We start from the raw sequence: 24,057 nt of genomic DNA, 5'->3' as shown, positions 1-24,057 counted from the left end.
GCACGCATGCGTTCGGTGCGGTCTGGGCCGATATGAATGGTGATGATAAAAAAGATCTGGTTACGGTTTCCGAATGGGGAACCCCTAAAATTTATAGAAATTCCGGAAGACGTTTGGCTAAAATGCCCTCTTCACTAGATAGCCTGGATGGTCTCTGGAATGTGGTGGAGGCGGCAGACCTGGACAATGATGGCGACCTCGATCTTGTATTAGGCAATCAAGGTGCCAATTTGCACTATAAACCCACCTTGAAAAATCCCATGAAAATGTGGATCAATGATTTTGATGGCAATGGCACCATTGAGCAGATCGTAACGCTCAATGAAAATGGGAAGGACTACCCCCTGCATCAAAAGAAGGAACTAACGAATCAAATAGTTTCTCTTAAAAAGCAGAATTTAAAGGCCTCAGAATATGCAAAAAAGACCATTAATGAATTATGGCCTGCCGAAGTATTCGATAATTCTATCATGAAAAAATCGGGTATCGCAGAATCAATCATAGCCATTAATGAAGGTGGTGGTAAATTCAGCATTAAGATACTACCCCCAAGGGTACAACTCTCATGTATTTGCGGAATAGCCTGCACTGATATTAATAATGATGGATACATAGACCTTATCATGGGAGGGAACAATTTTGAATTCAAGCCCCAATATTCCAGATTAGATGCCAATTATGGCAATGTTCTTTTGGGGAATAAAGAGTTGAATTACCAATGGGAGGACTATTCCAAAAGTGGATTTTTTATCAAAGAGGAGATCAAACACTTAAAAAAATTCAAAGATCGTAACGGCAATAAATTTGTCATTGCAGCATTGAATGATGCACAACCAAAGATCTACAGGCTTAATGACTAAAATTATTTCATTTATTGGTGTATTGATGCTGCTATTTGGGTGAGGCAAAGCTGGAGGTGATCTGTTTACAAATCCCAGTCCAGATGAAACAGGTATTGAATTTAACAACTCCCTTACCGAAACCAATGAGCTTAATATTCTGGACTATCTCTACTTTTACAATGGAGGGGGAGTGGCCATTGGTGATATTAACGGGGATGACTTACCAGACATTTATTTATCCGGAAATCAGGTAAAGAACAAACTCTATCTAAATAAAGGCAATCTCAATTTTGAGGATATTACCGAGAAAGCCGGTGTAGCAGGGAATAGTACCTGGAATACAGGGACGGTGATGGGAGATGTAAATGGGGATGGATTATTGGATATCTATGTCTGTGCCGTAGTCGGCATCAATGGTTTTAACGGCTATAATGAACTTTTTATTAATAATGGAGACCAAACATTTACAGAAAGTGCAGCACAATACGGCCTGGATTTTGACACCTATAGTTCTAATGCGGCATTTCTTGACTTTGACCTGGACGGGGACCTTGATCTTTATCTCCTAAATCACGCAGTTCATACCCAGGAATCTTTTGGCAAAGCTGATCTTCGGTATAAAAGAGATTTCCAGACCGGGGACAAGCTTTTACGGAACGATGGGGATTCTTTTGTAGAGGTGAGCGAAGAAGCAGGCATCTACGGAGGGATCAATGGGTATGGCCTAGGAGTGGCCATTAGCGATTTTAATCAGGATGGATATCCGGATATTTATGTGGGGAACGACTTTCATGAAGATGATTACTACTATTTAAACAACGGAGATGGTACTTTTACCGAAAGCTTAAAGACCTATTTTGGACATAGCACCAGGTTTTCTATGGGGAACGATGTGGCGGATGTAAATCATGACGGATGGCCAGACATTCTATCACTAGATATGCTTCCCGAGGACGAGACCGTACTAAAATCCTCAGAGGGAGATGACGATCTTCAGATCCAAAAGATGAGGATCAATCAATACGGGTACCACTACCAGTTTCTGACTGGAGTTGGAGTGCACTATTTGCCGATTTCGATGAAGATGGAGAACAAGATATTTTTATTTCAAACGGAATACCAAAACGACCCAACGATCTGGATTTTATCAATTATGCATCTGATGACCAAATAAAAAAGAAACTTAACAATACCAAATTAGTAGACCAACAAGCACTAGATATGATGCCTTCGGGTGCAATTCACAACTATATTTTTCAAGGAACGGATAGTTTGAATTTTGTAGACCGATCTGCGGATTGGATTGATAGAGATACCCTGGTATCTGGTGCTACTGCATTGGGCGACTTAGATAATGACGGAGATCTCGATCTTGTGACGAACAATATTAATAGTCCGGCTACCCTCTATATAAACCAGACCAATACCGAAGCTAATTTTTTAAAAATTAAGCTCAACTATCCGGGAAAGAATTCATTGGGGATTGGGACCAAAATACTATCCTATCACCAGGGAGTTCTTCAGTTTAAGGAAATGTACACGGTAAGAGGTTTTCAGGCCTCCTCAGAGCCTATCATTCATTTGGGTTATGGATCTCATACGAAAGTAGATTCCTTAAGGATCCTTTGGCCAGATAATACAACACAGGTCTTAAAAAATGTAGCCGTAAATCAAACCCTTGTTGTGTACCCTCAGGATAATTTGCCATTCGCTTATCCATGGTTGAAGAGTAATAAAACAATACTCTTTAAAAAAGTTGATGACAATATGGGGATACAATTTGTGCATCAGGAAGATCCCTATGTTGATTTCAACCGTCAAAAGCTGATTCCCTATGAAGTATCAGATCGGGGTCCGGCGCTGGCGGTGGGAGATATTAACGGTGATGGTGAAGATGATCTGTTCTTTGGGAGTTCCAAGTTTAAACCATCCACTTTCTATATTCAAACATCTGACGGATATCAAGAATCATTGTTTCCGGAAGTTACCAATGATTCTATTACTGAAGATGTGGTATCTGTCATTGCAGATTTTAATAAAGACGGTAAGAATGACTTGTTCATAGGTACTGGTGGAGCCGACTTCTTTAACCAGATGCCTCCGTTGCTGGATGCCTATTACCTGAAAACCGATTCTACCTTTATTAAACAGGATCTAGCTGCGACTTTTCAGAATGCATCTGTCCTTGCCACCTCAGATTACGACATGGACGGGGACTTAGACCTGTTTGTTGGGAATCAAATGATCACAAATGACTTTGGCAAGAATCCTGAATCATACATTTTAAGGAATACTAACGGAATTTTTGAGCGTATTGAGAACGAGAACTTCACCAATCTTGGGATGCTGACCGATGCCATTTGGGATGATTATAACGGTGATGGAACACCAGATCTGATCGTTGTAGGCGAATGGATGTCGCCTGTTTTCTTTAAAAATGTAAAAGGAAAATTTATTAAAGAAAATGTTTTAGAGAACGCAATCAATGGTCTTTGGGAATGCCTTGTGGCCTATGATATAGATCAGGACGGGGATATGGATTATTTACTTGGAAACTGGGGATTAAATACTAAGTTTAAAGCATCTGAAAATGCCCCCATGAAAATGTACTATGCAGATTTTGATCAGAATGGTAGTACAGAAACCATTGTGGTTACAGAAAAAAATGGCCAATACTATCCTATTGAAGGATTAAAAGGGCTTGCAGACCAATTGGTAAGCTTACGAAAGAAGTTTACTGCCTATAAGGACTTTGCCGGAAAACCCATTGAAGATATATTTGAAAGGAATCAACTAAAGGAAGCTAGAGAATTGTATGTAAACGAATTGCGATCAGGATACCTTGAAAATAAGCAAGGCAAATTTAAATTTGTTCCTTTTTCCAGGCAATTACAAGTTGCGCCAATAATGGCTTTTACAAAGTATGATTTTGATGGTGACGGAACAGAAGAAGTGTTGGCAGCCGGGAATTATTTTGGAGTGAAACCCTATCATGGCAGACTGGGAGCGTTTGCCGGGGCTATGATAAAAGGGAAAAATAATGTAATTTTGGGCGACCAATTGGGATTAGATCTTGCGCAAAGATCCATCAGACATCTCAATATCCTTACTATACACAACCAACCCTATTTATTGGCAACTTATAACAACGAGAAAGTTCAACTATACCAAATAGTAAATAAAAAAAACAAATGATGAAGTATTACTTCTTATTACTGGTTTTGGTGATCCTCAGCTGTCAAAAAGAAGAAACACCTATAGTTGTTACTCCCCAGCAACTGCATAGTTCAATTGACAAAGTAACCGAGATCATGATCCATGATATCTTTTCTCCCCCTGTGGCGAGTCGAATTTACGCCTATCCCAATATTGCAGCATATGAGATCATAAGTCTTAATAATGACAGGTTTACCTCTTTGGTTGGGCAGATACATGAATTAACCCCCATTCCTTCTCCGGATGCCTCCAAACCGGTTAATAATGCATTGGCTGCACTAATTGCTCACATGGATCTTAGCAGACGCTTAATTTTTAGTGAAAACAAAATGGAGGTTTTCCGGGATAGCTTATATACAATTTGGGCTTCTCAAAATGAAGATGAATTTAAGGCATCAAAAGAGTACGGCCTTCAAGTGGCAGATCATATAGGCGCCTGGATGGATAAGGACAATTATAAGCAAACCAGGACCATGCCCAAATTTACGGTGAATACTGATGAAGTTTCGCGATGGCAACCCACTCCTCCTTCTTATATGGCTGGTATTGAACCCCATTGGAGTAAAATAAGGCCCTTTGTTATAAAAACGGCAGATCAATTTAAGCCAGTTCCACCCCCTCCTTTTTCTATGGAAGAAGGCACTGATTTTTATAAAGAAGTACAGGAGGTTTATGATATTAGTCAGAAAATGACAGCCGAAGGCGATACTTCTGAAGAAGTTATAATTGCTAAATTTTGGGATTGCAATCCTTATGTTTCTGTGACGAGGGGGCATTTAATGTTTGCAACAAAAAAAATTACACCCGGGGCTCATTGGATAGGTATTACTAAGATAGCCTGTAAGCAATCAGACAGTGATTTTGATAAGACCGTCTACGCCTATACCAAGACTTCCATGGCTATCGCAGATGCCTTTATTAGCTGCTGGGATGAAAAATACCGAAGCAACCTTATTAGGCCCGAAACGCTGATCAATGAGCATATTGATGAGAATTGGAAGCCTGTACTTCAAACCCCACCCTTCCCGGAATATACAAGTGGTCACAGTGTTGTTTCAGGAGCCGCTTCTACAGTACTCACCGATGTTTTTGGAGAAAATTTTACCTTTAAGGACGATACCGAATTGCCCTATGGTCTTCCTGTAAGAACATTCTCTTCTTTCAGAGAAGCTGCTGACGAGGCTGCTATCAGCAGAATGTATGGAGGGATCCATTACCGTGCTGCGGTAGAAATTGGAGTTAAACAAGGAAGAGATATAGGTTCTTTTGTGGTAAATAATCTTACCATGGAAAATAAATCGCGTTTGGCGCAAACCCAATAAATTTATGAAGAAAGTTAGTATTCTAATCTTATTCCTAATTCTAGGAGGGATAGTTTGGTATGTATTTGTATACCCTTATGATTATTTGGTAACCATGCAGGTAAAGGCAAATACCGGCACTATTAATCAAACCATTAAGCTATGGAATACCAGCCTGGAAAACTCAGAATTAACATTTAATGAAGATCTGGAGCATTTGTCACAAACACTATATTTTAGTGATTCGACCCATATTTATGACTGGGACATTAGCGAAGTTAATGACTCCATTTCAAAGATCAAGATTTTTACAAAGGATAGTGCTCATTCGCTTATTAATAAAATTAAGATCCCATTCTTTGATACCGATTTTGAAAAGCGAACCAAAAAAACACTAATAGAATTTGGGGAACTCCTGGCAGAAGATCTGAAAAATATCAAGATAAAAGTAGTTGGGGAAGGAGAAATAGATTCTACGTATTATGCCTATGTAAGTAACAAGACCACACAGTTTGAGAAAGCCGGTGGTATGATGCGAGATTTCCCCTTGCTCGACCCTTATTTGGTAAATAATGGTGTGGAATTAAATGGCAAGCCATTTATTGAAATTACACGATGGAACATGGCAAATGACAGTTTGGAATTTAAGTTTTGTTATCCTATTATCAAGAATGATAGCCTGCCCAAGCACCCAGACTTAAAATACGGCATAAGAACACAACAGAAAGCTCTAAAAGCTATATATAATGGGAATTATATAACATCAGACAGGGCCTGGTATGCCTTATTAGATTATGCTGAAAAGAATAACATTGAAGTTACAGGATTACCGATCGAAATATTTTATAGCAATCCCAATATGGGAGTAAATGAAATTACCTGGAAGGCGGAAGTCTATATGCCATTATCTAAATAGAAGTGAAACTTTTTCTATCTTTTTTTCTTTGCGTTTTAAGCACCGGTTGTGCGCAACATGGACAACTCAACTTTGTTTGTGATCTACCAAATAAATTCAATGAAAATTCTGGTATTACTACTCTAGAAAATGATAAGATCTGGCTTATAGAAGACAATGGGAATGATGATGTGATATATGAAGTGAGCACTAAGGGAGCGCGACTAAGAGAATTCAAAGTAAAAAATGCCAAGAATGACGATTGGGAAGATCTTACTAAAGATGACAAGGGTAATCTCTATATAGGCGATTTTGGGAATAATGACAATAACAGAAAAGATCTGGTGATCTATAAGATACCAAATCCTACGATAGAGCCCGGAGATAAAATAGAGGCAGAAAAAATCAATTTTAAATTTCCTGAACAAAAAGAGTATCCTCCTATTCCCTCACAAAGGAAGTATGATACAGAGGCCTTTTTCCATCTCGATGATGTACTTTATCTTATTACCAAGGACAGAAGCAACCCATTCTATGGCGAGGCACTAATTTATACTGTTCCCGCTAAAGCAGGTAATTATGATGCCAAACTTGTGGGAACTTTTAAAACCTGTAATAAGTTTACTACCTGCCAAATTACTTCCGCTGCCATTTCTCCAGATAAGAAGAAGATCGTGCTTTTAGGTTATGGTTCACTTTGGTTGATCACAAAATTTGACCTGCCCAATTTTTCGAAAGGAACGGTACAATTTATAGATCTGGGGGTACGGACTCAATTAGAAGCGCTTTGTTTTAAAGACAATTCCACAATGCTACTTTCGGATGAGAGAAATCACAATACCGGTGGAAATCTCTATACATTTACCCTCCCAAAATAACTTAGAACCCAAATCCTAATCCAAATGTTACTCTAGACCCATCAGCACTTTGAAAAAGGGCCGCCCTGGCAGTGATAAAATCGGATGCATTCAGAAAAATACCCCCACCATAAGAAGTATGCCATTGATCTGAATTTTCACCTGGCAACCAAATTCTTCCGTAATCGAACCCTCCGTAAAGGCCAAAAGTAGTGGGCAAGATTCCCGTTTTTAATTTCTTTAAACTCAGCCGCAGATCTGTATTCTGATAATAGGATGTTTTCCCTGTAAATCGCTGATTCCTAAATCCACGCAGCCCGTCTACCCCTCCGATACTTGCGCCTTGATAAAATTCAAAATCGTTGCCGAAATTAAAATGAGCCTTCCATTTTGTAGCCAGGACTAACCAGCCTCCAGGAACTAATTTATGATCAATAGACAAACTTGGTACAAAGTATCCGAAACCTTGATCAGAATTAGTGACGCTTGTTTTATAGCCTAAGGCGAAGTTGGCAGACATTCCTAGCATAGGAAAAGCAGTATTATCCACGTTATCATAGGAATATTGGGCAGAAACTCCTATAAAACTGTTCTTGGTATCTTCTCCATTTGCTTGATAAAATGTATTAATAAATCTGTTATCCGTTTCCTCCACAGATATACTTTCATAGGAAACACCGGTCATAAACTTAGCACCTAAATGACCTCGCCAAACTAAAGAAGGAATCACATACAGGCTTTGTAGTCGAACTCTGTTATAGTCTAGTTCCAGTGTGTCATCTAAATTGACACTCTCGTTCCCAAAGCCAAAAAAGTTGATGCTGTAATTGGGTGACGTAAACCGACCCTGAATCTGAAAATTCCATTTATCAGTGATGTTCGCAAATTCTCCGGCATATCCCAGGTCGAATCCACTGGTTGCAAAATAATAGGAAGCGTTGATCTTATGTTGTTGGGTGAATGGATTTTGCCTAAATCCATTAAAAATGTATAAATCACTAAAACCTATTTTAAAACCATCATCCGGATTAAATCCAATGGTTGGTATTAGTTGGTTGGTATTACCTTTAATCTTCAGTGGCAAATACGTATTAATGTTATACTCATCCGTTTTATTGATCCTGGCTCCCTGGGTATTCTTATAAGTATTCTTCTTTGAACGATAATCGTAAATACTGATATTATGGCCATTTTCAATGTCATAAATATCGTTATTCTGCCCTCCTATAAGCCTTACCTTTATACGATTTTTAAATTCTCCACGGGCTTCAAAACGGTCGTCATCATCCAAGCCATATACCCATATTTCCTTCGTGGTTCCTTCAAAGAATGTTTTTTTAAAGAATAATTTCTCTTTCTCTCCATCTATGATCCTATATCCTTTTACTTCTATTTCCTTATCATTTAGGTAATTTATTTCAAACCAGTCGTCCTTATCCGTTCCTGTGACTACAGCAAACTTGTTTAAAACGGCATAGTATTTCTTCGCTGTTGCAGTTATAGCAGAGGCTCTGGCTAAGAGTATGCGTTTGATCTCCTCGGTGGTTTCGTCCCTAACCTCCTCCGGAAATTGTAAAAAGGCTTTGTCAATATCCGAGGCTGTAAGGTTGCTTTTAATATATTCTGCCTGAGCGATCCATTCTTCCTCTGTGGTTTCCGGAAATATGGCCAGGTCTAGAATAAAGACTCTTGGTGATGAGTTAAAACCTTCAACACTTCTAATTTCTTTATTAAAACCTTCCATAACCCGAAGGCCAGGAATAATTCTTGTGGCAACACTCATTAAGGCTCCGTCTCCCATGTTGGAAAAGGCCTGATCCCTGTCTCTGGGAAAGGGTTTATAAACGATCTTGTCTTTTTCTTTATCCTCAAACTCGGCCCAGCGCCATTGATCGGTATGCCTGTCCCAGTCTCCCAGGATCATATCGAACAATCTGGCTCGTATAAAAAGATCCGTATCTACTATATATCGCTCATCCTCTCTGAGGTCTTCCAACATACTCTCCGTGCTCTTTAATTCATTGGAAAAGCCAAAACTCTCCAGGTCACCATGACCGTCACCCGCATGTTCCTCAATCATGTATAGTTCATCACCAAAAGTTTTATTGAACTCTTCCAATGCTGATTGTTTTGGCACATAGTACAGCACAGGATTAGTGTGAAAAATTCCCACGGCATCCGATAGTGAACCAATAGTAAAGGGGGCATACGGATGAGCCCCGGTGTAAAAATCACTTAAAATATCTTCGGTATAGGTGTTTTCAAAATCGCCTACAATATACTGATCTTTAAAAGCCATTGCTTGTAAGTATAGTTCCGCACTTTTACGCAGGGCCCGCATTACATATTCCTTGCCATTCTTATGACGCAGTCTCAATGATTTTGATTGATGGCCCCCACCTTTTCTCACGGGCACCAAACCTCCAAAAAGTGTGTCTAATCGTACTGTTGGTACCTTTACCTTAGTGCCATAATAAGATCTGTATCTATCGCCCCAAACAGCCTTATAGAATCCGCTTTTATTGACTTCTTCTTCCGTATAAACTGAAGCTTCTATTTCGGCTGGGAATATTTCGGGATACTTGTCCTCATTTATTTCTCTAAAAGGAGGAAGTACATCTGAAGCATATAGGAACTCTTCGTTTTCATTATCATCCAATCCATAGAACCTTACCTTAGAGGACCCATCCTTATAGATTTCCAAACTGGCAAACCCTTGATGCCCTGTTGAAAATTTACTTCCGTTCATTAACCTTGTATACCCCTTTTTTGCGCCAGATCCGCTTACGATCTGAGGCGTGTTATCTTCTACAATATATTGCAAGGTATGTTCATGACCTGACGTAAAAATTACTCGATCTGAGAACTGGGCCAAGGTTACCAGTCGCTTTCTCAAAGTAGTATATCTGCTATTTTGAAGATCTTCAATAGAAGCTCCGGATGTTCTCCTTAAAACATTTATAACACTTCCAATAATGGGGAGTGGCAGCGTCTCATTTACTGGAAATATATGCTTTTTAAATGCGTACAGACCATTATGTGATCCATAGGTAAACATGGGATGATGCGTAGCGATAAGAGTAGTACGATCCCGGTTCTTTTTTATGATGCTTTCAATTTCTTCAAAGAAGGCATCCCTGCTTTTTATATCGCATCCGTCATTGATGGTAGGGTGATTATCCCAATTCACAAGAAACCATTCTGTATCAATGGTGACCAGCAATACCTCGTCCGAAATTTCTTCTACTTCTATAGGACAGCCGTTCTCCGGTAAAAAAACATTCTTTTTATCTATCTTTTTTTCAACGTATTTCTGCTGTCTCTCCAGGCCTATTAGTCCTTCATTGTACCAATCGTGATTGCCGGGAATAAAGATAGGGTGACCTTTAAAATTTGCAAGTGTTGCAAGTTGGGCATCCAGATGGTTCTTGGCCATCTTATATGCGGCGGTGGAGTCTTTTTTGTCTGGTAAGCCTGCTGGGTAAATATTATCTCCAAGGAAAATTGCTGTGCTTTTTTTATTTGCCTTGTTTAATTTTTCCCTGAATAATTTCAAAACCGGATTTAATTCTCCCACAGGAGAAAGTCCGGCGTCCCCAATTAAATAAAACGTATGAGAGATCTCTTTGGTCGTCAATGTATCTACAGTGGCATTAGTGTCATCGTATTTTACGCGATAGGTAGCACAGCTTGTGAACAAAAGAATAAGTAGTATAAGAGTGTAATGTTTTACCATGTTCAACGTCTAAATTTTGTAATTTGTAAGACCTAAATATAGTATATGTCGGAATTTGTTGAGAAAACTAACCAATTTGTGGTAGACTTATTATCCAGGGAATTAGACCCTAAATTTCTTTATCATAATTTACGGCATACCCAACGCGTAGTTAAAAGTACTAAAGTATTAATAGATTATTATTCCTTAGAAGAAAAGGACAAAGAAGTCCTTCTGTTAGCTGCCTGGCTTCATGATACGGGCTATACAAAAGGATCGGAGAATCATGAGAAAAGCAGTTGTGACATTGCAAAAGATTTCCTGAGTAGAATTGAATACGACACTAAGCTAATAGCCCGTGTAGAAGATTGTATTATGGCAACCCAAAGGTACTACCAGCCTATTTCACTTTTGGAGGAGATCATCAGAGATGCCGACTGTTCGCATTTTGGACAAAAAAGCTTTTTGGAAACTTCCGAGTTGCTTAGAGAAGAACTTTCTAAACTGGGTATCGCTACCTACACCACCAAAGACTGGCTCGATGAAAACGTGAAGATGTTTCGCACAGAACATCGCTATTATACGGATTATGCCATTAAAAATTGGCAACCAGGAAAGGATAAGAATCTTCGTAGACTCATTAAAGAAAAGAAGACAGAAAAAAATATAGCCAAAAAAGAATCCTTAAAAGCCAAATACAAAAATGAAAGTCCGGACAGAGGTATTCAAACGCTGTTCAGGGTTACCCTAAAAAACCATTTAACCCTAAGTGATATAGCCGACACAAAAGCAAATATTCTGTTATCTGTCAATGCCATCATTATTTCCCTGGCCCTATCTAACTTAATCCCAAAATTGGACAATCCTTCCAATACCTATTTAATTTATCCAACAATAATCTTTATCGTTTTTGGCGTAGCATCAATGGTATTGGCGGTTGCGGCAACTCGACCCAATGTAACAAGTGGCAAGTTTACAAAGGAGGATGTTAAAAATAAGAAAGTGAATTTATTGTTCTTCGGGAATTTTCACAAAATGGAATTAGCCGAGTTCGAATGGGCAATTATGGAATTAGTGAAGGATAAAGAATATATCTATTCTTCACTAACTAAAGATCTTTATTTTCTTGGCTTGGTTTTAAATCGAAAATACAAGCTTCTTCGATGGACCTATACCATTTTCATGATCGGTATAATTATTTCTGTGATAGCTTTTGGTATTGCCTTTAGATATTTTGGGCCCGAGAGGATGGCTGATCTTGTAGTAAATTAAGCTTTTAATGCCTCCATGAGGTCTTCATAAGTATATGTTTTCTGAGGTTCTTCTTGTTTATTGTAAAGTATTTCGACCCTGATAGCTTTTAATCCTGTGACTCCCTGAAGCCCTTCCAGTTCTACGATCTCTATATTGTTGGTAAAATAACCTTTCGACTTCAGAAATGAGATGTATCTCAAATATTCTAATTCATCCGACTTTTGAGAATACACAATTACTAATTTCCCTTTTGAAGTAAGACGCTCTGTGGTTCCTTTGATAAAGGATTTATCTATGCGCTTTTTTATGATCTCGTATCGCGCATTGTACGTGCCGTCCACATCAAAATGTTTTTCATCCATTCTAAACCGAATAGAAAGTGACGTATTGTAAACAAGGATCAATGATGCTACATCTAGCTTAACAGGCAATAAGGGTTTTAAGTTGTAATAGCCATTTTCCATATCACACATAACCTGTAATTGCCATAAGCGCAGATTATTAAGATATAGCATATCAAAAGAATTATCATCCGTGATATCATTCCCAATATATAAGTTATGCTCTACTCCATCTGTTTTGTAACGCTCAAAATAGTGAGGGAACATGGCCTGTGCTTCTATTTGACGTTCATCTAGAATAGCTGCCAGTTGCCTGTTGGTCTGCATGATGGTCATATCATAATTCTTCCTATGATCATAGTAGGTGTCTGTATCGCTGTCAATACGTTTCTCGTAAGAAGAAATAAGTTTAATAAGAGGAGAGGAATCATTCTTTTTCAAAAACCGAAATACAGGTTCTATTTCGCTCTTTACAAAATTATAAATAGCCTGTTCACTGTTTGTATGAAGCACCTCTTTTACATCCTCAATATGATTTTCTACTCTAAAAATGAGTTCTTCATAAATAGGAAGATTAGTTTCCTGCCATGCGGCTTCAAGAATTGTATTAATCTCAGATAATTGTATCATCAGATCCCTCTGAATGGCCATATTCCTGGCATTTGATGATCCCTGGATATCTGTTTGTCCGTATAAGGGGTATACATCTTTAAATACAATCTCATTGAAAGATGGTTCATTCCCCTTTAGATCATCCTTGATGAATCGTTTAGCCTCCTTCTTAAATTTCCAATAAACGGCAGGATGAATGGTAGTACATTCTTTTTGGATAATAGCATCTATTAAGTTCTCTTCTTCGATCTTTGAGCGCACCACAGCGGAAACAATATAGGGCATTACATCGTCTAGCTTTTTGGCATTTACTCCATTTAGCTGGTTCGTAACCTGGGATACGATCTCCAATACTCCTAACAATTTTCCATTGAGTGCAATAGGTGCTAAAATGGCGCTCTTTATCCCTTGTTCCATAAGGTTCTTGTAGGGTTGCATTCCGCCAGATTTGTCAAAATATTTCTCTACATCTGGAACAATAAAATAGGTGTTCAGCTTTAGTAGCTTTTCATAGGATTGATGGCATAGGGCCTTATTACAAGCTTCAAAATCTCCATCATTCAATAAAAAACTCTGTATACCAATACCAAAAACCTTTTCAAACTGGTCTTCTTCAGCATTATAGGTTACAAATCCTACCTTTAAGTCCTTAAGTTTAAAAAAGGATTTAAAAGTTGCCTGAAGATCTTTCATGAAATTTTTACTGCCTCTTTTATTGCTGGCAATTAATTCTGATTTAATTTTAGAAATAGCCTGTTCTGCAGTTGCATCGAACATATTGGAAATAACAAATCCCTTTGAAATAAAACTATTTGGAGGTATTTTTTCCTTCCATAATTCAATATTATAAGGGTTTTCCAATAACTGGTCAACATCTTCCTGATTAAGGTCTTTAGACAATTTAGTTGGAAGGATCTCCATGAAATCTGCATTGTACAAAACACGATAGTGCCGTATAACACCATTGGTGTCTGGTATCTCGTAAAAGAAAGGTCGTTGAAAATCTAGCTTAAATCCATAATGATAATTTAGGATAACAACGCACCCCATGATGTAGTCAATATTATCATTCTCCCTTCTCAGTGATAGGCCAAAATCTTTTCCCGCTTCTTTGAGGATCTTTTTAAAGCGTTTGGATTCGTTGAAAGTTACATCGAAATAGGGTAGGGATGCGGCCTTGATCTCATTTTCTGTAAGTACTTCCGAAAAGGAGTCCTCCAGGATAAGGCCAATTGTATCCTTATAAGTATCAAGAAGGGCAACATCTGTAAAGCCCTCCCTCAAAATAGGATAAGGGGCTTGTGCATCCAGGATCCGTTTGGCTTTCTCTACCATAAATGGATCATCGCTTTTTGCCATTTCTTCGTACTGTCTCAAAAGTTTGTCAAAACTTATGACTAGCTTTAATGGCAATTCATTTGTTTCCTTTGATGTCATAAGAGATTGGTCTACTATTTCTCCATAAAATTACAAAACAAATCCTTTTCTTATTGATTAGAAAAAATACCCGATGTTCCTCACTTTTTTAAGATATTTATACAAATTAACCCTATGTCTTCCAATACAAGGCTCAGCAAGGCCTATAAGAACGCCAAGACGTTGCTATTCGATGATTCCTCAAAATTTATCTTCTTCAGTGACTGCCATAGGGGAGATAACAGTTTTGCAGATGATTTTGCTAACAATCGGAACGTCTATTTTCATGCCATCAGGCATTATTACAAGGAAGGATTTCAGTATTGCGAACTTGGCGACGGAGACGAATTATGGGAAAATATGCATTTTAAAGACATTTTTGATGCCCATAAGAATGTATACCAGCAACTTCGTGAATATCATTTGAAAAATCGCTTACACATGATTTGGGGAAACCATGATATGGTTTACAAAGACCCCGATTACGTGAAAAAGCACTTAGGTAGTTATTTTGATCCCATCGATGAATCTAATAAAGATCTATTTAAGGATATTACCTATCACGAGGCACTTGTCTTAAAACATCGCGATACCGGTCAGCAGATTTTTCTGGTGCACGGACATCAGGCCGATTGGTGGAACTACACATTTTGGCGCTGGGCGAGATTTTTAGTCCGGGTGCTTTGGACCCCTCTACAAGTTTGGGGTATTGCAGATCCGACGAGTCCGGCTAAAAACTACAAAGAGCTTATTAAAGTGGAACGACGCATAAAAAAATGGATTCTAAACAACAATAAGCTCATAACCATTGTAGGGCATACCCACAGGCCACGATTTGCGCGCCCTGGAGAAATTCCTTTTTTTAACGATGGTAGTTGTGTTCATCCCAGAAGTATTACAGGAATTGAGATCACCAATGGTGCAATTGTATTGATCAAATGGCATATAGCTACCAAGGAAGATGGTACACTACAAATTGTAAGAGTAGTACTGGAAGGACCAAAAAATCTTATAGATTACCAATAGAAAAAGATCCATCTCCAGACCTAGCCCCACCTTGATCTATATATGAGATGAATCTTTAGAAAATATTCTTTATTGAATAACAAAGTTAATCGGAATGCTGTAGGGAACCGAAACAGATCTTCCCCTTTGTTTCCCTGGCGTCATCTGTGGAAGTGAAGCGACGATCCTGTGAGCTTCTTTTTCCAAATTTTTGTCCGGGCCTCGCATTCTTATGCTTCCGATATTACCTTTAGAATCTATTAGGAACTGTACAAATACCTTTCCTTGTATTCCGAGTTCCAGTGCAGCAGGGGGATAATTAAATTCCTTGATGATGTGCTCCTGAATCTTTTTTTGAAAGCATTCTTTTCGTTCTTCATTATTACGGGCAGATTCGCATCCGGGAAAAATAGGAACGTTCTCTATCACAGCAAAGGGCACTGTTATTTCTTCTTCCTCTTCCCCTACTTCCACATCGTCTACTGCTATTACTGCATCAATAACCGTTTCCTGACTAATTTCAGTACTTTCAATAATGGTTTCTTCTATCTCCTCAGTATCTTCTACAACTTCAATTACTTCAGGTGCAGATGGTGGAGGGGGAGGTGGAGGAGTTTTAATGGCTTCCGTTATAGGAACTTCCTCTTTTAAGTCGTCTTCGGCCATCGCCATACTTAAGGTTTCCATGTCTTTCGGATACGTCTTATACTCTAGTGCCCGCCATGTTAGGAACAAGACAATAGTAAGCCCAATAACAAAATAAAGGCCACTATTTCTATTTAAATCGAATTTTGGATTTTTTTTGACTTGCATGATATTGGCTTTTAATACATTGAAATTAAATCCAATACCAAAGAATTACTATGACATTTATCAGTTTTTAAATGACTGATTGTAAACCTTCTAATGTTGCTCTATGAACAAATATCAGGTAGAAGACAACAGTACTTCATCAAAATTGATCCCTTCCATAGGGACAATTAGCTGCTGTTCATGATCCCATTCTATCCTCCTACCAAGCTTATAGGCGAGTCCGGTCATATGGGCAGAAATGGCTTCTTCAAAACCTTCTTTAATACCGCAACTCAAGGTGCCTCCATTGCGTATACAACTTAGCCATTCCCTTAGATGCAGGAAGGTAGAGTTAACCCGAACACCGTCTATATACGTCCACATTAGCCCCTTATCCGCAAAATATTGAGAGGTGGCAGAAGACACTGCATCTGGCATATTTGCTCCCGGATTATAATGATAGATAGGCACATTAGGTTTCATTTTTCCCTCCTCGATCATCTCTGCGTATTTCGTAGAACCATTATCTGGCCACACGGTAAGATTATTCCCCAGTTCCATGGAAGCATCATGACCCATTAAAATAGTGGGCCTGTTAAATGCATTCCCAAGGGTTGCGCTATAGGTAAAGGTCATTCCTTTTTCCTTCCCTTTTGGCTGACTACTGCCAGTGCTAAAATCTGGGAATTCCATATTTACCTGCAGCACATCTGGCACGTTTCTACCATCGTTATGGGTATAGATACCTCCGGAAGCTGTAATGCTAGATGGTATCCCCATTCCCAATACACAATTTAATCGATCATAATCATGTGTGAGCAGATCGCCAGATAAACCAGAGCCATAAGCCCACCATTTGCGCCAACGGAAGAAATGGTTTTTATTAAATGGTATCTTCGGTGCATTTCCTAAGAAGAGGTCCCAATCTATAGTTTGTTCATTTGCTTTTTCGTGTATATCATAATTCCATGCACCATTATCATCATTTCTGTTGGTAAACGTTTGTATCATCGACACATGACCCAGAACGCCTTTCTTAACAATATCATTAGCCGTTTTAAAGCTAAGGGTTTGTCTATGTTGATGCCCCACCATCAGTAAGGCTTTTGAATTTTCAGCAGCATCACGAAGTTCGTACGTTTCCTCAATGGAATGTGTCATTGGTTTTTCCACATAAACATGAACATTATTGTTAAGAGCTTCAATTGCCATTGGTGCATGCCAATGGTCTGGGGTAGCAATTATAACAGCATCTACTTCCCCACTCTGTATCATTTCCTGATAGGTTGTAAAGCGCTTTACAGTATGTTCTGGTGTTGAAAATGAAGCGATGACAAGTTCGGCCTTTACATCAAAAACATCACAGACTGCGCTTATTTTAATGTTTAACTTCTCCTGATCAAGAAATTCTTTTAATTGGGTGTTCCCAGTGGTCTCTTCTTCCAATTTCATTTCTTCGAGCCAGTCTTGTGTTGCAAAACCCAGGGCTCTGCAAAGTTGTTCACCCCTGATCCCAAAACCTATGATACCGAGACGAATTGGTGCTCCTCCAATCTCAGGAAGTACCGAAGTTAAAGAGGGTTGAATTTTTAACTGTTCCAAAATCTCTGAGCGATCTTTGCTTTTAACCAGCGCATTTGCTGTACCCGCCCACCATATAGATCCCAGGATGGGCAAACCGCCTAATCCTTTTAATACGTCGCGTCTTGTCCATTTCATAATTGTGGTGTTTTTGCCGTGTTAGTTCTTTGACCTTTTAAATAACCCAATCCAAAATAAAAACCTGTGGGATATTGATACAGTACCCATAATGCAGCTAGTTCAATCAGGTTCTTATTCACAAACCAATAGCTTCCTTCAATATTAAGTTGCTCTAACCAGGGAAATGGCGGATGGGCAAAATAATACATGCCCAAAAGCACCATACCTGCAAAAGCACCTAATTTTTCATAAATCCCGAGGATTAGTGTGATCCCAACAAAGATGAGAGTTATCATATTCAGGGTATCTACCCATCCAATAATTGCCTCGTTCGTCATTGAGATAAATAGCCAATCTAAAGGGCCCTGAGCTGTAGCCAGGTATCCAAAAGCTGTCCAATCCGGATTAAAAAGTTTAATGACCCCCTCGTAGAGGAAATGCCATCCTATCAGGATCCGTAAAAACACCAAGCTCTTGGTGAGCGATTCTTTTTGAAGTGTCACTGTCATTATTTCACGATTTTGAATTCATAAATATGCACTCAACCTGCCATAGGAGGTGTTGATACTAGTACTGTATAAAACGCTCAAAAATATTGTCGTTACCGATAAAATACTATGATTTTTATCAGTTAAAGAACCATCTCATCACTTATTCCTCAAAAGAATAACGGTTTCTTTCAGGAATCTTATACGCGTTCTGCCAAGGTCTTTATTGCGTAGATAAAATGATCTAATTCTTTAATGGTCGTATACACATTTGGCGTTATCCTGCAGCCTTGCACATTATCCTGGTCAATGGCTACGGTAAATATCTTAAACTCGTCTAGTAAGGTCTTTGCAAGGTCTGAAGGTTTCATTCCCTTTATACCCACATTGGCAATACCACAGCTTCGATGTGCTTCAACAGGGGTATTAATGATCACATTCTTTCTTCCTCTGAGGGGGTCAGACCAATATCGCTGTAAAAACCTCAACCGTTGTTCCTTTCTTTCCAGTCCTATCATCTCCAGATAGTCCATGGCGTCATTTATGGTAAGATCTGTATGTACCGGATGAGTACCTATATGGTTCAATCTTTCAATATCATCATCATCCCGGGGATGTTCCGCCAATAGTGGCCATATCTTCGGGATGTTCTTTTTTGCTACAAATAGTAGTCCTGCTCCTAAAGGGGTACTAAGCCATTTATGAAGACTGGAGCCATAATAATCACATTGCAGTTCGGAAATATTTACTTTAATATGGCCAACACAATGCGCTCCATCTACCATAACTTCCACTCCGTGTCTATGAGCCATATCACAAATCTTTCGTATGGGCATTATATGGCCAGTGATATTTACCATATGACATACCATCAGCAATTTCGTTTTGGGAGTGATCTGAGATTCGTATAAGGCCACTAATTCTTCATCAGATTTGGGATGGTTGGGTATGGATACGGTTTTATTGACCACCCCAAAACGGTTGGCAATAAGTTTAAAATGCTCTCGCATAGCCCCATAGTCCTGAACAGCAAAAATTGCTTCATCCCCCGCTTTCCAGGGATAGCCGCCTATGACCATATCAAGGGATTCTGTGGTGTTCCGGGTAATGATCAATTCATCGGAATTACATCCCACCAAGTCAGCTAAGCGGTTTGCTATACGTTTCTTGTTGTCCCATTGCACCGTCCGCATATAATAGGACCCCTCATAGTTCACCTGTTCTATATGCTTATGAAATTTCTCAATAGTAGGAATGGGAGCAATATTATAATACCCATTTTCCAGATTGATGTAGTCCGGTTTCAATGCGTAATCTACCCTAATCCTTTGCCAAAACTCGTCTTCATTAGTTACATCATAAGAAGGTGCATGTATAGGCATTTCCGCCCTAAGATGATAAGGTAAAAAAGGCGTAATTACTGCTGCCTGCCCTATTTTTCGTAAAAAAGATCGTTTGTCCATATGGCCGGGATGGTTCTACAAGATAAAAAATAGATCCCTTAAATGTCTTTTCAAATTGTATATTTAGTAATTAAACTATTCTAATAACTACCAAAATAGAACCATGCCTTTAATTATTGTCATAATTGGGATCCTTATTTTATTTTTTCTAATAGCCCGATGCAAACTCAATCCTTTTATAACCTTTATCCTTGTTTCATTGTTCGTAGGCATTGCCGAGGGAATGGATCTGGAGACAGTTGTTGCCTCTATAGAAAATGGAATTGGTAATACCTTGGGATTTCTGGTCATGATTCTCGGACTGGGGGCCATGCTCGGTAAATTAGTTGCAGATAGCGGGGCCGCACAACGAATTACTTCCAAATTAGTAGAAAGGTTTGGTCGTAAGTATATTCAATGGGCTGCGGTGCTAACTGGCTTTATTGTGGGCATCCCCTTATTCTATTCTGTTGGATTTGTAATTTTGGTACCCTTGGTTTTTACGGTTGCGGCTGCTACTGGTTTACCTCTACTTTATGTTGGTCTGCCTATGCTTGCATCCCTTTCCGTTACTCACGGTTACCTTCCACCCCATCCTGCACCTACGGCAATTACCGTAATGTTCAATGCAGATATGGGTAAAACTCTGATCTATGGAATAATTGTGGCGATACCTGCGATCATCATCGCAGGACCATTTTTTTCCCGGACTTTAAAAAATATTAATGCAACTCCTCTAAAAGAATTTGTTAATCCCAGAATTCTAACGAATGAGGAAATGCCCAGTATGCGTATTAGTATCTTAACGGCCTTATTGCCCATTATACTCATAGCCTTAGCTACTTTGACCGATTTGTTATTTCCAACAGACTTTCTGTTTAAAGATATCATCGCCTTTGTAGGAAATCCAGTAATAGCCATGCTTATCTCTGTTCTAGTAGCAATCTATACCCTGGGTTTAAGACGAGGGAAAAAAATGACAGAAGTGATGACTTCTGTAGGTGATTCTATCTCTGGAATTACAATGGTACTTTTAATTATTGCCGGAGCAGGAGCTTTAAAACAGGTGTTGATAGATAGTGGTGTAAGTGATTATATTGCCGATCTGCTTAAAGATTCTTCGTTGTCTCCTTTATTTTTAGCCTGGCTTATCGCTACAGTAATTCGGGTTTGTGTTGGGTCGGCAACGGTTGCCGGACTAACCGCTGCGGGCATTGTCTTACCCTTAGTTGAAGCAACCGGAGTGAGTCCTGAATTAATGGTACTGGCCATAGGTTCAGGAAGTTTGATGCTTTCTCATGTGAATGACAGCGGTTTTTGGTTGTTCAAAGAGTATTTTAACCTGTCTGTCAAAGACACATTGAGAAGCTGGACACTAATGGAAACAACCGTTGGGGTTGTGGGTCTTTTAGGAATTTTGATTTTAAACCAATTTATATGACAATAGCCATGGATAAAACTCCTTCACAACGACTAAAAGAACTTGGATTGATTTTGCCTCCGGCTCCACCGCCGGCAGGGGTGTATAAACCTATATTGGTAATAGATAAATTTCTATACGTTTCTGGGCAGGGTCCTATGAAAAATGATGGCACCTTCATCACCGGAAGAGTCGGAGATGATATGAACCTGGGACAAGGTAAATTAGCCGCAGAACAAGTGGGGCTTACCATGCTTTCTACCATTCAAACCCATTTTGGGAGTATCGATCAGATCAAACGGGTGGTAAAGGTGTTGGGTATGGTTAATTCCGCGCCCGATTTTGGCCAGCAACCCCTTGTCATAAATGGTTTTAGTGAGTTGATGGCCGATATATTTGGAAATGATCTTGGGGTAGGTGTACGGAGCGCCGTAGGGATGATATTACCCGGGAATATCCCCGTCGAAATTGAAGCCATGTTTCAACTGCATTGAAATAAACAATTATGGATAAATCAGCCTGGTATCAGATTGAAAATACCGATGAACTAATTTCTCCTTCACTCTTGGTATATCCAGATAGAATTGAAAAAAATATTCAATTGATGGTGGAAATGGCAGGCACGGCTGAACGACTTAGGCCACATATAAAAACACATAAGACCAGGGAAATAATTGAAATGCAGATGGCATATGGGATACAAAAATTCAAATGTGCTACAATAGCCGAAGCAGAACTTCTAGGGCAATGCGGTGCTAAAGATATTCTGTTGGCCATACAACCAGTGGGTGCAAATATTTCTCGATTCTTCCAGCTAATAACTCAATTTCCTAAGTCTACCTTCTCAACAATTGTAGACAATGCGCTTATTATTAAACTTATTTCTGTAGAAGCAGCCTCCAAAGAAATTAGAGTTCCCTTATTTCTCGACCTCAATACGGGAATGAACCGCACAGGAATAGAACCAGGTGAAAATGCCGCAGACTTATGTCAATTAATTTCTAAAGATCCCAACCTCATTTTTAGAGGCCTCCACGCTTATGACGGCCATATAAGAGAACCTGTTATAAATGATCGAAAAAAAGTATGCGATGAAGCTTTTGACAAAGTTTCAAATTTTAAAACAGAATTAGAAAAGAAAGGGATTAATGTTGAAACCATTGTAATGGGAGGCTCTCCCACCTTTCCTATCCATGCGCAAAGGCAGGAAGTGGAAGCCAGCCCTGGAACAACCCTCTTATGGGATGAGCGGTATTCAAGCTCGTTTCAAGAAATGAAATTCTTACATGCCGCTGTTTTACTTACCAGAATTATCAGTAAGCCTAATCCAAATGTAATTTGTCTGGACCTTGGCCACAAATCGATCGCACCTGAAATGAATTTTCCCAGAGTCAAAATATTTGGACTGGAAGACTGTGAACAAATAGGACAAAGTGAAGAACATTTGGTGCTAAATTGCCCACCTGGCAAGATTACAGAGGTCGGTGATGTTTTCTATGCCATACCCATGCATATCTGTCCTACCGTTGCGAAATATCCTAAATTGCTTACGGTAACGAATGGCAAGATTGCAGGTTCCTGGAAAGTAGCCGCAAGGGACCATAGCTCAGTTATATAAATTACTCGTATGCTCATATTTGATGCACATCTGGATCTTGCTATGAATGCCCTGGAATGGAATCGGGATCTTACCGCTTCGGTGGTAGAGATCCGGAAAAGGGAAGAAGGGATGACAGACAAACCCGATCGCGGAAAAAATACAGTTTCTCTGCATGCTTTGCGGCAAGGAAATATTGGTCTTTGCGTAGCCACACAAATAGCCCGTTTTTCAAAAAAAACAAATCCACTTCCGGGTTGGAATTCCCCGCAACAGGCATGGGCACAAACACAGGGTCAGTTAGCGTGGTATAGAGAAATGGAGGCGATTGGAGAAATGACCCAAATTACAAATCGAATACAACTAAATGATCATATAAATCTTTGGAACCAGGATTCTGCAAATAAGAAGCCTATTGGGTATATCCTTAGCCTTGAAGGTGCAGATTCTATTGTCTCCTTTGAGCATTTGAAAAAATCCCATGAGCAGGGTTTAAGAGCCATAGGTCCGGCGCACTACGGCCCCGGAACATATGCTTTTGGAACCAATTCTATGGGAAGTATAGGAACTAAGGGGAAAGAACTTTTGCGAGAAATAGAACGTTTGAATCTTATTCTGGATGCTACCCATTTATGTGATCAAAGTTTTTGGGAAACCATGAAAGTGTATAATGGTCCTGTTTGGGCAAGTCATAATAATTGTAGAGCAATAGTAGACCACAACAGGCAATTCTCCGATGAACAGATCCAGGAATTAATTAATAGAAAAGCAGTTATCGGAATGGCACTTGATGCGTGGATGATGGTGCCAAATTGGGTACGTGGCCAATCATCTCCTAAGGCAATGGGGGTTACATTAGAAACCATGGTAGACCATATTGATCATATTTGTCAACTTGCAGGAAATTCCTCTCATGTAGGAATAGGAACCGATCTTGATGGCGGATTTGGCAAAGAACAATGTCCGCATGATCTAGATACTATTTCCGATTTACAGAAACTTCCGTCATTATTAAGTAAAAGAGGATACACCTCTAAGGATATTGAAAATATTATGCATGTAAATTTCATAAACTTTCTACATAACATATGGCGTTAAACAAATAAAAAGATCCTCCCAATTTCTTGGGAGGATCTAACTCAAATAGTATTTACAATTATCTT

The 24,057-nt window shown here is 39.2% G+C and carries 18 protein-coding genes; 12 read left to right on the top strand and 6 right to left on the bottom strand.

Translation table 11 applies throughout. From position 1 onward, the window contains the following. The 6 genes from Q0X72_RS03360 to Q0X72_RS03340 form a co-directional block, all read left to right on the top strand. Nucleotides 1-860, top strand: an 860-nt coding sequence (locus Q0X72_RS03360; protein WP_297762006.1) for an FG-GAP-like repeat-containing protein, incomplete at its 5' end; no start/stop codon positions are given. Nucleotides 861-1,032: 172 nt separating this feature from the next. Beyond that, nucleotides 1,033-2,016, top strand: a complete 984-nt coding sequence (locus Q0X72_RS13905) for an FG-GAP repeat domain-containing protein (RefSeq protein WP_367180409.1) — start codon at nucleotides 1,033-1,035, stop codon at nucleotides 2,014-2,016. A 47-nt stretch (nucleotides 2,017-2,063) separates the two neighbouring features. Then, nucleotides 2,064-4,037, top strand: coding sequence for an FG-GAP-like repeat-containing protein (locus Q0X72_RS13900; protein WP_367180408.1), 1,974 nt, complete (start codon nucleotides 2,064-2,066; stop codon nucleotides 4,035-4,037). After that, nucleotides 4,037-5,380: a vanadium-dependent haloperoxidase gene (locus tag Q0X72_RS03350; protein WP_297762010.1), complete on the top strand. Its 1,344-nt coding sequence runs from the start codon at nucleotides 4,037-4,039 to the stop codon at nucleotides 5,378-5,380. Before Q0X72_RS13900 ends, Q0X72_RS03350 begins: the two co-directional genes overlap by 1 nt. 4 nt (nucleotides 5,381-5,384) lie before the next feature. Next, nucleotides 5,385-6,275, top strand: a complete 891-nt coding sequence (locus Q0X72_RS03345) for a GyrI-like domain-containing protein (protein WP_297762004.1) — start codon at nucleotides 5,385-5,387, stop codon at nucleotides 6,273-6,275. 2 nt (nucleotides 6,276-6,277) lie between these two features. Then, complete coding sequence (locus Q0X72_RS03340) at nucleotides 6,278-7,132, top strand: hypothetical protein (RefSeq protein ID WP_297762002.1); 855 nt, start codon at nucleotides 6,278-6,280, stop codon at nucleotides 7,130-7,132. Nucleotide 7,133: 1 nt separating this feature from the next. Here the strand turns inward: Q0X72_RS03340 and Q0X72_RS03335 are convergent, their stop codons facing one another. Further along, nucleotides 7,134-10,847 (bottom strand): metallophosphoesterase, encoded by a 3,714-nt coding sequence (locus Q0X72_RS03335; protein WP_297762000.1) that lies wholly within the window; start codon nucleotides 10,845-10,847, stop codon nucleotides 7,134-7,136. 45 nt (nucleotides 10,848-10,892) lie between these two features. On the opposite strand from Q0X72_RS03335, the gene Q0X72_RS03330 reads away from it, so the two are divergent. Continuing rightward, nucleotides 10,893-12,098: a Pycsar system effector family protein gene (locus Q0X72_RS03330; protein WP_297761998.1), complete on the top strand. Its 1,206-nt coding sequence runs from the start codon at nucleotides 10,893-10,895 to the stop codon at nucleotides 12,096-12,098. Here the strand turns inward: Q0X72_RS03330 and Q0X72_RS03325 are convergent. Then, on the bottom strand, nucleotides 12,095-14,470 hold the full coding sequence (locus tag Q0X72_RS03325; RefSeq protein WP_297761996.1) for a GAF domain-containing protein: 2,376 nt from the start codon (nucleotides 14,468-14,470) through the stop codon (nucleotides 12,095-12,097). The genes Q0X72_RS03330 and Q0X72_RS03325 overlap by 4 nt on opposite strands. A gap of 114 nt (nucleotides 14,471-14,584) precedes the next feature. Here Q0X72_RS03325 and Q0X72_RS03320 point away from each other — a divergent pair, with 114 nt between their 5' ends. Continuing rightward, nucleotides 14,585-15,475: a metallophosphoesterase family protein gene (locus Q0X72_RS03320; protein WP_297761994.1), complete on the top strand. Its 891-nt coding sequence runs from the start codon at nucleotides 14,585-14,587 to the stop codon at nucleotides 15,473-15,475. Between the two features lie 69 nt (nucleotides 15,476-15,544). Here Q0X72_RS03320 and Q0X72_RS03315 read toward each other — a convergent pair whose 3' ends face one another. The 4 genes from Q0X72_RS03315 to Q0X72_RS03300 all read right to left on the bottom strand — a co-directional run bounded on the left by Q0X72_RS03315 (nucleotide 15,545) and on the right by Q0X72_RS03300 (nucleotide 19,898). Continuing rightward, nucleotides 15,545-16,267 carry an energy transducer TonB gene (locus Q0X72_RS03315; protein ID WP_297761992.1) on the bottom strand — a complete coding sequence of 241 codons (723 nt, stop codon included), beginning with the start codon at nucleotides 16,265-16,267 and terminating at the stop codon, nucleotides 15,545-15,547. A gap of 114 nt (nucleotides 16,268-16,381) precedes the next feature. After that, nucleotides 16,382-17,965, bottom strand: coding sequence for a Gfo/Idh/MocA family oxidoreductase (locus Q0X72_RS03310; RefSeq protein ID WP_297761990.1), 1,584 nt, complete (start codon nucleotides 17,963-17,965; stop codon nucleotides 16,382-16,384). Further along, nucleotides 17,962-18,456, bottom strand: coding sequence for a DoxX family membrane protein (locus Q0X72_RS03305; protein ID WP_297761988.1), 495 nt, complete (start codon nucleotides 18,454-18,456; stop codon nucleotides 17,962-17,964). The genes Q0X72_RS03310 and Q0X72_RS03305 overlap by 4 nt, the downstream gene beginning before the upstream one ends. A 179-nt stretch (nucleotides 18,457-18,635) precedes the next feature. Beyond that, the gene (locus Q0X72_RS03300) at nucleotides 18,636-19,898 is read right to left on the bottom strand and encodes an aminotransferase class V-fold PLP-dependent enzyme (RefSeq protein ID WP_297761987.1); all 1,263 of its coding nucleotides are present in this window, start codon (nucleotides 19,896-19,898) and stop codon (nucleotides 18,636-18,638) included. Nucleotides 19,899-20,001: 103 nt separating this feature from the next. On the opposite strand from Q0X72_RS03300, the gene Q0X72_RS03295 reads away from it, so the two are divergent. From Q0X72_RS03295 to Q0X72_RS03280, 4 genes are read left to right on the top strand one after another with little or no spacing between them, the layout of a single operon-like run. After that, complete coding sequence (locus Q0X72_RS03295; RefSeq protein WP_297761985.1) at nucleotides 20,002-21,318, top strand: gluconate:H+ symporter; 1,317 nt, start codon at nucleotides 20,002-20,004, stop codon at nucleotides 21,316-21,318. Nucleotides 21,319-21,326: 8 nt separating this feature from the next. After that, nucleotides 21,327-21,791 (top strand): RidA family protein, encoded by a 465-nt coding sequence (locus Q0X72_RS03290; RefSeq protein WP_297762008.1) that lies wholly within the window; start codon nucleotides 21,327-21,329, stop codon nucleotides 21,789-21,791. A gap of 11 nt (nucleotides 21,792-21,802) precedes the next feature. Continuing rightward, nucleotides 21,803-22,915, top strand: coding sequence for a D-TA family PLP-dependent enzyme (locus Q0X72_RS03285; RefSeq protein ID WP_297761982.1), 1,113 nt, complete (start codon nucleotides 21,803-21,805; stop codon nucleotides 22,913-22,915). A gap of 9 nt (nucleotides 22,916-22,924) precedes the next feature. Continuing rightward, nucleotides 22,925-23,992, top strand: coding sequence for a membrane dipeptidase (locus tag Q0X72_RS03280; protein ID WP_297761981.1), 1,068 nt, complete (start codon nucleotides 22,925-22,927; stop codon nucleotides 23,990-23,992). The last annotated feature ends 65 nt before the right edge of the window (nucleotides 23,993-24,057 follow it).

The sequence above is a fragment of the uncultured Muriicola sp. genome, from assembly GCF_947258935.1.
Classification (GTDB): domain Bacteria; phylum Bacteroidota; class Bacteroidia; order Flavobacteriales; family Flavobacteriaceae; genus Muriicola.
This window is presented reverse-complemented; position numbering and strand designations above follow the sequence as displayed.